This window comes from Promicromonospora vindobonensis (genome assembly GCF_042685865.1).
In the GTDB taxonomy this organism is placed as follows: Bacteria; Actinomycetota; Actinomycetes; order Actinomycetales; family Cellulomonadaceae; genus Promicromonospora; species Promicromonospora vindobonensis.
On the sequence record NZ_JBHUOG010000002.1, the window covers coordinates 1 to 13,813 of the forward strand.

Annotated in this window: 14 protein-coding genes; 8 read left to right on the plus strand and 6 right to left on the minus strand. The window is 70.0% G+C overall.

Annotated elements, in window-relative coordinates; genetic code table 11:
- Positions 1 to 150: 150 nt before the first annotated feature.
- Together ACFS27_RS13235 and ACFS27_RS13240 are read left to right on the plus strand one after the other, a co-directional pair.
- Positions 151 to 1,335 (plus strand): tyrosine-type recombinase/integrase, encoded by a 1,185-nt coding sequence (locus ACFS27_RS13235; protein ID WP_377183550.1) that lies wholly within the window; start codon positions 151 to 153, stop codon positions 1,333 to 1,335.
- Positions 1,335 to 3,671, plus strand: coding sequence for a tyrosine-type recombinase/integrase (locus tag ACFS27_RS13240; protein ID WP_377183548.1), 2,337 nt, complete (start codon positions 1,335 to 1,337; stop codon positions 3,669 to 3,671). Before ACFS27_RS13235 ends, ACFS27_RS13240 begins: the two co-directional genes overlap by 1 nt.
- A gap of 308 nt (positions 3,672 to 3,979) precedes the next feature.
- Here the strand turns inward: ACFS27_RS13240 and ACFS27_RS13245 are convergent, their stop codons facing one another.
- Positions 3,980 to 4,561, minus strand: coding sequence for a TetR/AcrR family transcriptional regulator (locus ACFS27_RS13245; RefSeq protein WP_377183546.1), 582 nt, complete (start codon positions 4,559 to 4,561; stop codon positions 3,980 to 3,982).
- Between the two features lie 92 nt (positions 4,562 to 4,653).
- Between ACFS27_RS13245 and ACFS27_RS13250 the strand changes: the two genes are divergently transcribed.
- The 4 genes from ACFS27_RS13250 (at position 4,654) to ACFS27_RS13265 (ending at position 7,820) form a co-directional block, all read left to right on the plus strand.
- Positions 4,654 to 6,054 carry an MFS transporter gene (locus tag ACFS27_RS13250; protein ID WP_377183544.1) on the plus strand — a complete coding sequence of 467 codons (1,401 nt, stop codon included), beginning with the start codon at positions 4,654 to 4,656 and terminating at the stop codon, positions 6,052 to 6,054.
- A 344-nt stretch (positions 6,055 to 6,398) separates the two neighbouring features.
- The gene (locus ACFS27_RS13255) at positions 6,399 to 7,169 is read left to right on the plus strand and encodes a MerR family transcriptional regulator (RefSeq protein WP_377183542.1); all 771 of its coding nucleotides are present in this window, start codon (positions 6,399 to 6,401) and stop codon (positions 7,167 to 7,169) included.
- A complete protein-coding gene (locus tag ACFS27_RS13260) occupies positions 7,166 to 7,501 on the plus strand; it encodes a YnfA family protein (protein WP_377183540.1) in 336 nt (111 codons plus the stop codon). Before ACFS27_RS13255 ends, ACFS27_RS13260 begins: the two co-directional genes overlap by 4 nt.
- A 43-nt stretch (positions 7,502 to 7,544) precedes the next feature.
- Complete coding sequence (locus tag ACFS27_RS13265; RefSeq protein ID WP_377183538.1) at positions 7,545 to 7,820, plus strand: alkylmercury lyase; 276 nt, start codon at positions 7,545 to 7,547, stop codon at positions 7,818 to 7,820.
- Between the two features lie 44 nt (positions 7,821 to 7,864).
- Here the strand turns inward: ACFS27_RS13265 and ACFS27_RS13270 are convergent, their stop codons facing one another.
- The 3 genes from ACFS27_RS13270 to ACFS27_RS13280 all read right to left on the minus strand — a co-directional run bounded on the left by ACFS27_RS13270 (position 7,865) and on the right by ACFS27_RS13280 (position 10,506).
- Entirely contained in the window at positions 7,865 to 8,317 is a 453-nt protein-coding gene (locus ACFS27_RS13270) for a YdeI/OmpD-associated family protein (protein WP_377183536.1), read from the minus strand.
- Between the two features lie 99 nt (positions 8,318 to 8,416).
- Positions 8,417 to 9,805: an FAD-dependent oxidoreductase gene (locus tag ACFS27_RS13275; RefSeq protein ID WP_377183534.1), complete on the minus strand. Its 1,389-nt coding sequence runs from the start codon at positions 9,803 to 9,805 to the stop codon at positions 8,417 to 8,419.
- Positions 9,802 to 10,506, minus strand: coding sequence for an aquaporin (locus ACFS27_RS13280; RefSeq protein ID WP_377183532.1), 705 nt, complete (start codon positions 10,504 to 10,506; stop codon positions 9,802 to 9,804). Before ACFS27_RS13280 ends, ACFS27_RS13275 begins: the two co-directional genes overlap by 4 nt.
- A gap of 49 nt (positions 10,507 to 10,555) precedes the next feature.
- Here ACFS27_RS13280 and ACFS27_RS13285 point away from each other — a divergent pair, with 49 nt between their 5' ends.
- Entirely contained in the window at positions 10,556 to 11,230 is a 675-nt protein-coding gene (locus tag ACFS27_RS13285; RefSeq protein WP_377183530.1) for an arsenate reductase/protein-tyrosine-phosphatase family protein, read from the plus strand.
- Between the two features lie 53 nt (positions 11,231 to 11,283).
- Positions 11,284 to 12,000 (plus strand): arsenate reductase ArsC, encoded by a 717-nt coding sequence (locus ACFS27_RS13290; protein ID WP_377183528.1) that lies wholly within the window; start codon positions 11,284 to 11,286, stop codon positions 11,998 to 12,000.
- Position 12,001: 1 nt separating this feature from the next.
- Here the strand turns inward: ACFS27_RS13290 and ACFS27_RS13295 are convergent, their stop codons facing one another.
- Complete coding sequence (locus ACFS27_RS13295) at positions 12,002 to 12,253, minus strand: hypothetical protein (protein WP_377183526.1); 252 nt, start codon at positions 12,251 to 12,253, stop codon at positions 12,002 to 12,004.
- A 93-nt stretch (positions 12,254 to 12,346) separates the two neighbouring features.
- A complete protein-coding gene (locus tag ACFS27_RS13300; protein ID WP_377183524.1) occupies positions 12,347 to 13,780 on the minus strand; it encodes a copper resistance CopC/CopD family protein in 1,434 nt (477 codons plus the stop codon).
- Positions 13,781 to 13,813 lie beyond the last annotated feature (33 nt).

Here is a 13,813-nt window from a genome sequence, read left to right on the forward strand (position 1 = left end):
GTCTTGTTGACCGCACTACTGGCGTGTCGTCCGGGTAGCACGCGCTGGCAGCACCGACGCTGATGCCCTCTGGCCCGACCTTGAGGAGCAGCAGCAATGACACCGGACGTAGATGGGGAAGACGGCAGCCGTTCGGTCGCGGAACTCGTCGTGACACGCAGCGGCGCGGTCCGGCCGACCCGCGCGGCGGATCTGCCGTGGGTCGTGTGCGACGGCGCAGGTATGGCGATCGAGCCGGTCAGCGAGTTCCTGCGCGAGCTGCTCGCATGTGGGAACGGGACCTCGTCATGCCGGTCGTACGCATACGATCTGCTGCGCTGGTTCCGGTTTCTGGCCGCGGTAGATGTGCCGTGGAACCGGGTACAGCGCGCAGAGGTCCGTGACTTCGTGCTGTGGTTGCGCACGAGCGTCAACCCGGCCAGGGAGCGGTCGCGGCCTGGTGCGTCGGCGCCGGGGGCGATCAACGCTCGGACCGGGAAGTCGTCGCTGTCTGCGGGATATGCGCCGGCCACGATCAACCATGCGTTGTCGGTCGTCGCGGCGTTCTACGCCTTCCACGTCCGGACCGGCAGAGGGCCGATCGTCTCGCCCGTGCCGGCGCAGTCTCGTCGTGGCGGGCGGGTCTACTCCCATCACAACCCGATGGAGCCGTTCGCGTCGCACAAGCGGGGCAGCTACCGGCAGAAGCAGCCAGAACTGCCCCCGCGTGCGGTGCCCGACGACGTCCTGGACGACCTGTTCTCCCGGCTCGGCTGCAACAGGGACAGGGCCATGTTCAGCATGTACCTGTCCAGCGGTGCCCGGGCCTCGGAGCTGCTGGGCATGAGCGTCGGGGATGCTCACCCGGGCGAGGGGCGCATCTACGTAGCGACCAAGGGCCTGGGTGGGATCAAGCAGGCGTGCCCGGCGGCGCCGGAGGCGTTCACGTGGCTCGCTCTCTACCTCGGCGAGCTCACAGGTGAGGGGCACCGGCCCGAGCCGGACGAGCCCCTGTGGTGGACCCGACGTAACCCGCTCAGGCCGCTGACCTACACCGCGGTGCGCGCGGTGCTGCGGCGCATCAACGAGTCGATCGGCGCGAACGTCACATTGCACGACCTGCGGCACACTCTCGGGCTCCGGCTGATCGCGGACCCGCAGGTCACCCTCGTCGACGTCCAGCAGGTCTTGCGACACCGGCAGATCACGACCACGGGCCTCTACCTGCGGCCTCGCGTCGACGAGGTGATCGCCAGGGTTCACGAGCACTACACCCGCCCGAGACCCGAACCGCGTCCGCTCGCCGGGTGGACCTACGACGAGCAGGATCTGTCCGACGTGTTCGGGGAGCACTGATGGTCGGGCGGCACGGGCAGACGACCCGCGTGACACCGGTCAGCCGGCGGGAGCCCGGCGTGCTCACCGCCCCAGCCGTTCCAGCCTACGTCCCGGCGCTGCCGGGCCAGGAGGGAGCAACGCGGCAAGAGCTGGTTCGCCTGGCCGAGGGGTTGCTGGAAGGTGGGTCCTCCTCCCGGCAACGTGCGGAGCACTCCCTGGCGCTGAGTCGTGCCCTGCACTGGCTGGAGACCTTCGACGGCGGGGACTGGCAGGAGCGGTGGCTGTACAGCGGTTCCGACCAGGTCGGTCACCGGTGGCTCCCGGACGTCCATCCAAAGGCTCGGCATTCGCTGACCTCGGGCATCAGGATGCTGATCGTGCTGCGCGCGATCCGGCCCACGTACGCGTGGTTCTTCGCCAGCCGCCTGCTCGGGGTCTACGCCCAGTTTCGCCAGCACAATCACCCCGCCGTCTTCGCTGCGATCGAGCCGCACACCGCTCGCGCGGACACGGGCAGCTACGCCGCCTACGCGTTGACCGTGCTGACGCACATCGCGATCGTGACCGGTAAGTCGCCGCGAGACATCGATACGGCCGACTTCAACACCTACCGGGCCGCGCGAGCTGCCTCGGGGCGTCCTAGCATTGGCCTGCCCCTGGCCTACGAGGCGCTGCAGGCGATCGGCGGGCTCGTCGGTCAGCCCCCGACGCTGCGGCAGGCTATAGCCCGCGGGCAGCTGACGGTTGCCGAGCTCGTCGACCGCTACCCGATCGTCGATGCCGGGGTTCGTGACCTGCTCGTGCACTACCTCGTGGAACGCTCGACGGTCCTGGACTACAGCACCCTGAGCAGTCAGGTCCAGCTCCTGGCCGGCCTGTTCTGGTGCGACCTGGAGCGCCACCACCCCGGGATCAACTCCCTACGACTGTCCGACGAAGCCATCCAGGGATGGAAGGAACGGTTGCGGGTCCTGCCCGACGGCAGCCCGCGCAAGGGCACCCACCTCATCCTCCTCGTGGTCCGGGCTCTCTACCTCGACCTGCAGCAGTGGGCACTGGAAGACCCAGCCCGCTGGGCGCAGTGGGCCGCTCCGAGCCCGATCACCGAGGCCGATACCCGAGGCAAGATCAAGGAACTCCGCCTCCTGAAGGCGCGCATGCAGGCGCGCACCCGCACCCTGGTCCCGGTCCTGCCACGCCTGGTCGCCACCGCCCAGGCTGAGCTCGAGCACACCGGCAAGCTCCTGGCCGCGATGCAGAACACGGAACCGTTGGCCGAGGTCATCATCGACGGGCGCCGCTACCAGCGCACCAAGACCACGTGGAAGATCAATGCCGTCGCCCTCGACGACGATCCCGGGCCCCGGTTCGATGTCGCGCAACGTGACACCGACGCGTTCTGGACCTGGGCCACGATCGAGGTCCTGCGCCGCACCGGAGTCCGGGTCGAGGAACTCCTGGAGCTGACGCACGTGGGCCTGCGCCAGTACCAGGCGCCCACCGGCGAGATGGTGCCCCTGCTGCAGATCAGCCCGTCCAAGACCGACGCCGAACGCGTCATCCCCGCCGACCCTGTTCTCGTCTCCGTGCTGGCGAAGATCATCCGCCGGGTCAAGGACGACGAGGGACGCGTCCCATTGGTCCAGCGTTTCGACGAGCACGAACAGATCTTCGGTCCGCCCCTGCCGCACCTGTTCCAGCACGTCGTCAACTACCAGCGCCAGGTCATCTCCACCGAACGCATCCGCAAGCTGCTGCGCAAGGTCGCAGGGCGGGCCGACCTGCGCGACGTCGACGGAACACCGCTGCGGTTCACCCCGCACGACTTCCGCCGCGTGTTCTCCACCGAGGTCGTCAACGGCGGACTGCCGATCCACATCGCCGCGAAGCTACTCGGCCACCTGGACCTGAACACCACCCAGGGCTACGTCGCCGTCTACCCCGAAGAAGTCATCAGCCGCTACCGAGCCTTCGTCGACGAACGTCGGCAACGCCGCCCGAGCGAGGAGTACCGCGAACCCAGCGACGCCGAGTGGAACGAGTTCCGCGACCACTTCAGCCTCCGCAAAGTCGCCCTCGGCACCTGCGAACGCCCCTACGGAACCCCCTGCCAGCACGAACACGCCTGCGTCCGCTGCCCGATGCTCCGCATGGCTCCTACCCAGATGCCACGCCTGCTCCAGATCGAACGCAACACCCACGAACGGCTCGAGGAGGCCCACCGTCTGCAATGGCTCGGCGAGGTTTCCGCGCTCGAGGAGAACCTGCGGCACATCGCTGAGAAGAAGCACCAGGCCGAACGGCAGCTGCGGCAGGCCGACAACGACGAGGCGGGGCCCGACGCGCTCGACTGACGAGGAACACCGGTGAGCGCCTCTCCCGTTGGGTCCGCTCATCGACGCGGTGAGCGGCACGGCCATCACCCCGGCGGTGCGGAGCACGCCGCCTGACGACGCCGCACGGCTCCCTACCCTGCTGCTGTCCGGTCCAGCTTCGGCGAGTGCGTCCTTGATCAGGGTCTCCAGGGTCGAACGGTCGACCTCGCCGATTACGTATGCGGCGACCATGCGACTGGGGTCGAGCACGATCGTGGACGGCGCGGCTTTCAGGGGCACGGTTGCGGACAGTGCCGCGACGACGGCGCCGGTGTTGTCCTGCAGGCCTACGTGTGGAGGTCGAGGATCGACCGCACGGTCGCGGTGATGATGTCGGCGACGTCTGTGGTCTTGATGCGTCCGGCGCGGTTCTCCTCGGCGGCGCCGTGCAGGACATAGTGCACGACGTTCACCAGCCACTCGATCGGAAGGTCAGTGCGGAACGCGCCCTCGTGCTGGCCACGGCGGATGAGTTCCTCGATGCGTTCTCCCGGACCCGCGTGCAGCTCACGGATGCGGCCGGCGGGCAGGACGCCCTGGGCGGCGGCAAGCAGCGCCGCTGACTCCGCGACCAGCGCCCAGCTGGACGCGAGCAACCGGTCCAGGGCGTCGCGTGCGTCGCCGCCGAGATCGACGGCGGACAGCGTCTCCTCTCCGGCCCGCAGCGCGTCGACGAGAGCCGCCTCCACCAGATCCGCGCGGGTCTTGAAGTGTCCGTAGAGCGTCATCCGGCCCACGCCCGCTGCCGTGGCGATGGCATCGATGGTCGCGTCCGGGTCTTCGCTGAGGCTGACGCGTGCCGCGGACACGATGCGGGCGATGCTGCGCTCGGCGTCGGCTCGCCTCCGCGGGCGGGTATCGGTGCTCATGCCACCCAGCCTATCTCGTACGGGAATATACGGGTTATGCTGCCGCTTGTAACTCGTACTTCGACATACGAATTAGTCCATGGAGGACGGCGATGACAACGAACAAGACCAGCGCAGCAGCCCCACAGCGGGATGCTGGGCATCCGTTGCGGTGGCGCATCCTGGGGTTCCTCGGGGTGGCGCAGCTCATGCTGATCCTCGACGTGACGGTCGTAGCCATCGCCTTGCCGCACATCGAGACCGATCTGGGCCTGAGCCGGGCGGCACTGACCTGGATGGTGAGCGCGTACACGCTGACGTTCGGCGGTCTGATGCTGTTGGGCGGGCGGCTTGCCGACCTGGTCGGGGCGAAGCGGGTGGTGCTCGCCGGCCTGCTGATCTTCACGGCCGCGTCGCTGCTGACTGGGCTGGCTGACTCCACCGTCCTGCTGCTGGGCGGTCGCATCGCCCAGGGCGTCGGCGCGGCGCTGCTGTCACCGGCGGCGCTGTCGCTGGTCGTGACACTGTTCGACGGCGAGGAGCGGAACAAGGCCCTCGGTGTGTGGTCCGCGCTCGGCGGCGGCGGCGCGGCCCTCGGCCTCCTGGTCGGCGGGCTGCTCACCGCCGGACCGGGCTGGCCTTGGGTCTTCTACGTCAACGTCCCGATCGGCCTGGTGATCCTTGTCGGCCTCGCCGTCCTGCTGCCCCAGCAGAGCGGGGCAGTACCGCGCGCCCGGCTCGACGTGCTCGGCGCGCTGCTGGTCACCGCTTCGTCGGGCTCGCTGATCTACGCGCTGATCAACGCCGGAGAGGACGGGTGGCTGACGTCAACCACCGGGTGGCTCGTGCTGCTGGCCGTCGCCGGCTACATCGTGTTCGTGCTCTGGCAGCGGACTACGCGTTCACCGCTCATGGATGTCGCCCTGCTCGCGCGGCGCCCGGTGGCGACCGGCACCTTCCTCATCCTGATGGCGACGATCCTGATGATCGCCGTGTTCTTCCTGGGCACGTTCTACTTCCAGCACGCACGCGGCTACGGCGCACTGCAGACCGGCCTGCTGTTCCTCCCGGTCGCGCTGGCCACGATGCTCGGCGCGAACCTCACCGGCCGTGCCATCGCCCGCCTCGGCGCGCGCACCCTGGCCGTGACTGGCCTGCTCGTCGCGGCGATCGGACTTGCCGTGCCCGCACTCTGGACGCAGCCCGTCGCCGTGACCGTGGGCGTCGCGATCGCGGGGGCCGGGACCGGCGCGCTCTATGTCGTCGCATCTGCGACTGCGCTCGGTCAGGTCGCCCCCCACGAGGCCGGCGTCGCCTCAGGCCTCGTGAGCACGTTCCACGAGTTCGGAGCGTCCATCGGGGCCGCGGTCGTGTCCAGCGTCGCGGCGGCCAGTCTCGTCGGAGACACCCTCACCGGGTTCACGAACGGCTTCGTCGTGATGGCGTTCGTCGCGGGCGGCGGGGCGCTGGTGGCCGCTGCGCTGACTCCGGGCCGTCCCGCCGATTCCCACTGAGCGATGACCGCAGCCCCGTGAGTTCAGGAACTCTGCAGGCAGTCCCGGCTTGAACTCACGGGGTGGCTAGCGTCACCGATAGCGAGGTTATCCCTTGAGCTCAGGCAACTCACCGGTGCCCTTGGCCGATTGCAGATTGCAGCGACGGATGTCGAGGTTGAAGCACTTGATGTAGCACGGAGGACCGACCTGACCCCTCCGCTCGAGGTTCGTCGATGGGTGACCGAGCGCAACAAATTCACAGACTTCGAGACATGGCGAGGCGAGCACACGACGGGGTGCTCATCGACGACGACCATGTGGCGCTTGACCTTCGAGTCGACCTGAAGGTTTACGGTCGGGGCATGGACGGGATACGGATCGGTGAACTGTCGCGGCGCAGCGGGATGACCGCTTCGACGCTGCGGTACTACGAGGCCGAGGGTTTGCTCCCCGCGGATCGCGCAGGCAACGGGTACCGGATGTACGGACCGGACGCCGTAGACCGGCTGGCGTTCATCACCCAGGCCAAGCACCTGGACCTGCCGCTACCTGCGGTTCGCGAGCTGGCGACGGCATGGGAGTCCGAACCATGCCGCAGCGTACGAGCCAGGTACCGGCCCTTGCTGGCGCAGCGGGCCGGGCAGGTCGCCGAGCGGCTTGTCGCTCTGGAGGGACTGCGGGCCACACTGGCGACGGCGATCGAGCGCCTGGACGCGTTGCCCGACCGGGACGGCCCGTGCGAGACGGCATGCACGTTCCTCGACCAGGAGAGTGCCACGATCACGGACCCGATCAGGCTGCTGCCCGCCGTCGGGCCTGAGCCGACCCCGATCGCGTGCACCCTGGGAGCCGGTGACTACGCCGAACGCGTCGCCGCGTGGCAGGTCTTGATCGGTGGCGGGTCCCGTACCGATGTCGACGGCGGGGTGCGAGTGACGCTGCCGACGCCGGCGCTGGAGCGCGCTACCGCGCTTGCCGCTGCCGAGCAGGACTGCTGCGGGTTCTACCGCTTCCGCATCGACCTGTTCGGCCCCACGTTCGACCTGACCATCACGGCACCGCCGCAGGCCGCGGCGATGCTCGCAGACCTCTTGCCCGACGACTCCATGCCGGTTCGGGCGGCGGCCCGATGACGGTTCTGTACTCGATCGCACTGTTCCTCGGCGCGGCGGTGTTCGAGATCGGCGGCGCCTGGCTGGTCTGGCAGGGCATCCGGGAGCACCGTGGCTGGGTCTGGATCGGGACCGGGGTCATCGCGCTGGGAATCTACGGCGTGTTCGCCAGCCTCCAGCCCGATGCGAACTTCGGACGGATCCTGGCCGCCTACGGCGGCGTGTTCGTCGCCGGGTCGCTGGCCTGGGGCATGGTCGTCGACGGGTTCCGACCCGACCGGTGGGACGTGACCGGGGCCCTGATCTGTCTGATCGGCGTCGCGATCATCATGTACGCACCACGGCCTGCATGAGCACCTACCGGCTCGAACCACCCGATCTGAACGGAGGACGGCAATGATCGACGATGCGAGCACCTCGACGCAGCGCCAGGTTCAGGTGCTGCAGGTTCCGGGCTGCCCTCTGGTCGACCGTTTGTTGGCACTGGTCGAGGAGTGTCGGGTCCAGTCCGGTATCGACCTGGACGTGCAGGTCCTGACCGGCCAGTACCCGTCCCCGACCCTGGTCGTGGAAGGCCTGGACGTCGCTACCGGTCAAGCCGTGATGTCTGCCACCTGCTGCCGGCTTGACCTGCCTACCCGAGCACAGGTCCTGGGCGCGCTCCGCGCGTGAGCCTGGGCAAGACGACCCGGACAGGGGCGCCGATCTCTGCGAGCTCAGCTTTTCGGACGTTCCTTCTGGCCGTCCTGGAGCAGGCGGACGACCTCGGCGATCCGCACCGGGCGCTGCTCGGGGCGGCGTTTGGTCGCCTCGATCCAGCGCAGGTAGGCATTGCGGTAGAACTGGGCGAGCGAGTCGAAGAAGGCACCGGCATCCGGCGCCGCGTCCAGGGCAACCGCGATGTCCGTCGGCAGATCAGCGCGTTGTGGCCCCTCGGGGACGAGGACTGCCTCGACCCGGTCGCCGGTAGTGAGCCGTACGTCCCGGCACCACGCCGGCCCCAGGACGAGCACGTAGCCGTGCGCTGACCGGTCGAGCACGCCGCGCAACCCCAGCCCGTTCAAGGTCCCGGTGACGTGATGGCGCGGCTTGGCGCCCCAGGCATCGTCCGGCTCGAACGGAACCGGCACATGGGTGCGCCCGCGCTCGTCGATCCGCACGACGGCCATGAACCGCTTCGCTTGCTTTGTCCCCACCCGGTCACCGTAACCAGGCCACGCTGAGTGTCACTGCCAGACCCCGCCCGCCGTCGATGAGTGCTGGGGGGGTTATGCGGTTGCTGGCGTGAGCCGTTGAGTGGTTTGCCATGTTTGAGCGGCGACCTGGACGGCGTCCCACGGGGACCCGAGCGGCGGGGTGTAGGAGAGGTCGAGGTCGCTGATCTGGTCGATGGTCAGGCCGGTGTGCAGGGCGGTGGCGAAGGTGTCGACGCGCTTGGCGACCTCGGTCCCACGTTTCCCGACGAGCTGGGCGCCCAGGAGGCGCCCGTCGCGGGTGTCGCCGGTGATGCGGAAGTGGATGGGGTGAGCTCCGGGGTAGTACCGCTTGTGGTCGTCGGCGGCGGCCGTGACGGTCGAGGGCGTGTATCCGGCGGCGGTGGCTTCGTGGTCGCGCAGTCCGGTGCGCGCGGCGACGAGGTCGAAGACCTTGACGACCTGGGTGCCTACGGACCCGGCGAACTTCCGGTCGCCGCCCAGGGCGTTCTCTCCGGCGATGCGGCCTTGCTTGTGGGCGGTGGTGCCCAGCGGGAGGTAGGTCGGGCCGAGGAGGCGGTGGTGGGTGATGATGCCGTCGCCGGCGGCCCAGACATGTGGCAGGCCGGTGTGCATGTGCTCGTCGACCACGACTGCTCCCCCGGCGCCGAGGCTGGCGCCGGCGTTCTCCAGGAGCGCGGTGTTGGGGCGCACCCCGACCACGACGAGCACGAGGTCGGCGCTCTGCACGAACGGCTCGCCGTGCTGGACACCGGTGACGGTGAGCCCGGCCGGGGTCTTCTGGATGCCGCTGACGGTGGTGTTCGTGATGACGTCCACGCCGTGGGTGGTGAGCTCGTCGTGGACCAGTGCGCCGAGCTCGGGGTCCAGGGTGGACAGCACCTCGGGGCCGCGCTGGAGCTGGGTGACGCGCATGCCGCGGGCGGTGAAGGCCTCGGCCATCTCCAGGCCGACGTAGCCGGCACCGACGATGATCGCGGAGGCGGGCTGGCGCTGGGTGAGGTCCTGGTCCAGGGCGAAGGTGTCGCCCATGGAGTGGATGACGTGCACCCCGTCGGCCGGCGTGAGGTCGTCCAGGCCGGTGATGCCGGCGTAGGACGGGATGGCGCCGGTGCCGACGATCAGCTCGTCGTAGGCCAGGTCCTGGCTCGTGCCGTCCGGGGTACGCACCGTCAGTCGCTGCCCGGGAACATCGATGCCGGTGGCGAGGGTGTTCAGGCGCAAGGTCATGCCCGTGGCTTCGAGGTCAGCCGTGGTGCGGTGGGCCAGGGACTGCCAGGGGGCGACCTCGCCGGTGAAGTAGTACGGGATGCCGCAGATGGAGAAGTTCGGGTACTGGTCGGCCACGACGACGCTGACGTCGGTGGTCGGGTCGAGCTCGCGGGCACGCAGTGCGGCGGAGATGCCGGCGTCGGAGCCGCCGATCGCGATCAGGTGGGTCATGCGGATGCCTCTCGATGCGGAAGTCGGTGCGGGAAGAACAGCAGGACCAGCCCGACACCGAGAGCGCCGCCCAGGAGCTGGGCGGCCAGGTACCAGGGCGTGGAGGCCGGGGCGATGCCGGCGAAGGTGTCGGTGAAGATGCGGCCGATCGTGACCGCGGGGTTGGCGAACGAGGTCGAGGACGTGAACCAGTAGGCCGCGCCGATGTAAGCGCCCACGGCCGGGGCGACCAGGGCAATACGGCCAGTGCGGACCAGGGCGAAGATCACCAGGACCAGCCCGGCGGTGGCCACGACCTCCCCGAGCAGATGCCCGGGGGCGGCACGGTCGGTGGCGGACAGCGCGGTCGGGGTCTCGAACATGAGGCCCGCCAGGACCGCGCCGCCGACGGCGCCCACGATCTGCGCAGTGACGTACACGGCGATCTCCGCCCCGCGCACCCGCGCGCCCAGGACGCGGTCAGCGAGGGTGACGACGGGGTTGAAGTGCGCACCCGAGACGCTCTGGAAAACCAGGATCAGGATCGTCAGGCCGAGCGCGGTGGCAAGGCTGTTCTCCAGGAGCTGGAGTCCGACGTCGTCCGGGGAGAGCCGTTGGGCGGCGATACCGGAGCCGACCACGACGGTCACGAGCAGGCCCGTGCCGACGAGTTCTGCGCTGGCCCGCCGCCAGAGCGGGGCGGGTTCGGGAGTGGTGTTCATCGCAGCATCATCTTGACGGGCCGAGGATCACTCAGTCAAGATTGAGGTAATGAACATTGAGGGAAATGATCTGACAGGGCGGGCGGCGCGGTACGCGGCGCTGGCCGATCCGGTGCGGCTGCGGATCGTGGACCTGCTCACCCTGGGTGACGTCGCCCCCGTGGAGGTGCAGGGCCAGCTGGGGATCTCCTCCAGCCTGCTGGCCCATCACCTCAACCAGCTTCAGCAGGTGGGGCTGATCGTGCGCACCCGGTCCGAGGCGGACCGACGCCGCACCTACCTGCACCTCGCGCCGGGCGCGTTCGACGGCCTGGTCCCGTTCTCAGCGCTGGCGGTCCGGCGGGTGGTGTTCGTCTGCACCGGCAACTCCGCCCGCTCGCAGCTGGCCGCAGCCCTGTGGCACGACACCAGTGACATCCCGGTCGCCTCCGCGGGCACGCATCCGGCCGAGGCGATCGAGCCGGGTGCGATGGCGACCGCGAGTCGGCACGGCCTGACCTTGCAGGTCCGTGCCCCACGCGCCCTGGACGACGTGCTCCACGTGGACGACTTCGTGGTGACGGTCTGCGACACCGCGCACGAGGAGCTCGGCGACGCGGGCCGGTTGCACTGGTCGGTGCCCGACCCGGTCCGCGACGGGTCGAAGGCAGCGTTCGACGCGGCGTTCGAGGACCTCGCCACCCGCATCCACACCCTGGCACCCCAGCTCACCGCCACCCGTTGAACCAGCTCGATGAAGCAGTGCCACCCGATGAAGCAGCGCCACTGGACGAAGGCATGACGACGATGTCACCGCAGAGCGACAACCAGAACCCCAGCCAGCACCACAGGCAGGGCGATGGCAATGACCGGGGCCACGCCGTGGTCACGATCGATCAGGAGGGGCCGTTGGGTTCAGCGGCCGCTCGCCTGGCGCGGGAGTTCGACGGCACGTTTGGGCAGGAGACGATCGACCGCTTCCTGCACTCCTCCTATACCGAGCTGGCTGCCGGGGCAACGGTGCCCAACTTCTTGCCGGTGCTGACGGAGAAGTTCGCGCGGCAGCGGCTGAGCGCCCTGGCCCGGGTCGACGGGCTTCATGTCACCGGGGCACCGACGGTGCTGTTCCTGTGCGTGCACAACGCGGGCCGCTCGCAGATGGCCCTTGGCTTCTTCCAGCACCACGCCGGTGACCAGGCGGTGGGCTGGTCAGGTGGTTCCGAACCGGGCGAGACGATCAGTCCGGTCGCGGTCCAGGTGATGGCCGAGCGCGGGATCGACATCACCGGGGAGTTCCCCAAGCCCTGGACGGACGAGGTCGTTCGCGCCGCGGACGTGGTGATCTCGATGGGCTGCGGGGACGCCTGCCCGGTCCTGCCCGGCAAGCGCTACGAGGAGTGGACCCTGCCCGACCCCGCGGGATGGACACCCGAGGGAGTACGGCCGGTGCGCGACGAGATCGAGCGCCGCGTCCTGGCCCTGCTGACCGAGCTGGGCGTCCTGGCCGGCACCTGAGTCAGCTACCGCGGGCCAGCAGCGCGCCGAGCGCAGCGACGGCGGCCTTGACCAGCGTAGAAAGCCGCCCGCCGGCGAGGTCGGTCACGAGCACGTGACGGGTCTGGTGGGCGGTCAGGGCCTGCAGCAGGCTCGCGGTCAGGGGCGACGACCGGTCCGCTGATTCTCCTACCAGTACCTGGCCACCAACGCCGGGTACGCGGTGGGCCCCGCTCCTCGGCGTGCTGCTGTCCACCTGGAACGGCGCGGTCATGTTCCCCGGTGTCGGCGCGCTCGCCCTCCTCAGCGCGGCGATCTATCTGCTGGTCGCCCGGGAGGGTGCCCGGACTGATGCGCCGCGCTGAAGTCAGTCTGTGACGGACGCTGCGACAAGCCAGGCCGTGATCAGCACGATCACCACCATCAGCGAGGTCTCGCGAGTGGCGCTGCGGCGCAGCAGGTTGCCCGCCTTGCGGGCGCTGCGCTGCCGGAACCGCCTGGACTCGAGGCGAGGCACCACCCGGAAGTGGCTGTACGCACCGATCGCCCCGACCACCACGACGACACCGACCTTGGCGAGCAGGAGGAGCCCCCAGGTGCTCTCCCAGAGCTGCGCCGGACGGTCGACGATCTCGACCGCCAGCACCACCCCGGCGGCGCCCACCACGGCGACGGCCACGGCCGCCACGACGGAGAACCGGGCGCCGATCAGCGCGGCATCGAGGGCCCGTCCGTCACGGCTGCGGCGGCGCAGCAACATCCACATCGCGACGACGCCGCCCACCCACGTGGCGGCGGCCGCGAGGTGCGCGACGTCGGCGCTCATGACCAGCCAGCGCGGCTCGGCGGTGTTGCTGTGGCCGCCGAGCACGTGCCCGGCGCCCACGAGCACGCCGCCGAGGATCGCGAGCCACGAGCCTGGCACGGTGCGCCGTGCCCCGACCGTGATCGACACCGCGCCGACCGCCTGCAGGCCTAGTGCCCAGCGGGTGGTATCGGTGAGCGAGTCCGCGATCGCGGAGGGCGAGACTGCGGCGGCGAGGTCGCCGTGCGCCAGGTGTACGGAACCGGCGGCGACGTGGATGACGAGACCGCCCAGGATCAGCAGGCCCGACCCGCGGACCACCCGGAGTACGACGGGGACGTCCTCCCGGTCCTCCGCACGCAGCACGAGACCGGCGAACGCCAGGGCGCCGGCGGCGACCAGCGCGCCCCAGAGGGCGACGGCGCTGCCCAGCCGCGCCACAGCCTGGGCGGCGTTGCTCGCCGGGCTGTCCATCGCCATGGCGTCGTGGTCCATCCCGTCCATGTTGCCCATGTCGTGGGCGCCGTGCGGGCCGTCGGTGTGTTCCCCGCCGGTGTCCTCGGGCTGCTCCTCGGGAGCGGCGGACCCACTCGGGGCGGGGCCCGCTCCGGCGACGGTGAAGCCAAAGGTGCCCTCCAGCGGGTGGCCGTCCTGGGCGGCGGCCGTCCAGGACACCGTGTAGTCGCCGGCAGCCAGCGGTTCGCCCGGTGTCGCCACGAGGACGAGGCCGCCCTCGGCCGAGGCGACCTCAGCCGCGACCGTGCCGGCGGGTCCGTCGACGACTATCCCGTCGCCGAGCGGCGTCACCGGGAGTGTGAACCTCAGCGCGACCTCGTCGACGGGGACGTCGGAGGTCGAGCCGGCGGCGGGCGCCGTCGACTCGATCTTGGTGTGGGCGGAGGCGAACGGGGCGCACCACGTCGCGAGCACGAACGCCGCCAGCAGGCCGACGACCAGCCGGGCCGAGGCGTGCATGACCCTGGAGGGTCGGAACATGAAGGACTCCTCACGAGCGGGTGGTGCGCCGGC

Coding starts and splice junctions, on each gene's coding strand:
- ACFS27_RS13270 (WP_377183536.1), bottom strand. CDS start 8,317: ATGGCCGTCGTGCGGATCGACGAGCGCGGGCGCACCCATGTGCCGGTT.
- ACFS27_RS13260 (WP_377183540.1), top strand. CDS start 7,166: ATGACGGTTCTGTACTCGATCGCACTGTTCCTCGGCGCGGCGGTGTTC.
- ACFS27_RS13290 (WP_377183528.1), top strand. CDS start 11,284: ATGACGACGATGTCACCGCAGAGCGACAACCAGAACCCCAGCCAGCAC.
- ACFS27_RS13255 (WP_377183542.1), top strand. CDS start 6,399: ATGGACGGGATACGGATCGGTGAACTGTCGCGGCGCAGCGGGATGACC.
- ACFS27_RS13240 (WP_377183548.1), top strand. CDS start 1,335: ATGGTCGGGCGGCACGGGCAGACGACCCGCGTGACACCGGTCAGCCGG.
- ACFS27_RS13245 (WP_377183546.1), bottom strand. CDS start 4,561: ATGAGCACCGATACCCGCCCGCGGAGGCGAGCCGACGCCGAGCGCAGC.
- ACFS27_RS13265 (WP_377183538.1), top strand. CDS start 7,545: ATGATCGACGATGCGAGCACCTCGACGCAGCGCCAGGTTCAGGTGCTG.
- ACFS27_RS13280 (WP_377183532.1), bottom strand. CDS start 10,506: ATGAACACCACTCCCGAACCCGCCCCGCTCTGGCGGCGGGCCAGCGCA.
- ACFS27_RS13275 (WP_377183534.1), bottom strand. CDS start 9,805: ATGACCCACCTGATCGCGATCGGCGGCTCCGACGCCGGCATCTCCGCC.
- ACFS27_RS13300 (WP_377183524.1), bottom strand. CDS start 13,780: ATGTTCCGACCCTCCAGGGTCATGCACGCCTCGGCCCGGCTGGTCGTC.
- ACFS27_RS13250 (WP_377183544.1), top strand. CDS start 4,654: ATGACAACGAACAAGACCAGCGCAGCAGCCCCACAGCGGGATGCTGGG.
- ACFS27_RS13295 (WP_377183526.1), bottom strand. CDS start 12,253: ATGACCGCGCCGTTCCAGGTGGACAGCAGCACGCCGAGGAGCGGGGCC.
- ACFS27_RS13285 (WP_377183530.1), top strand. CDS start 10,556: ATGAACATTGAGGGAAATGATCTGACAGGGCGGGCGGCGCGGTACGCG.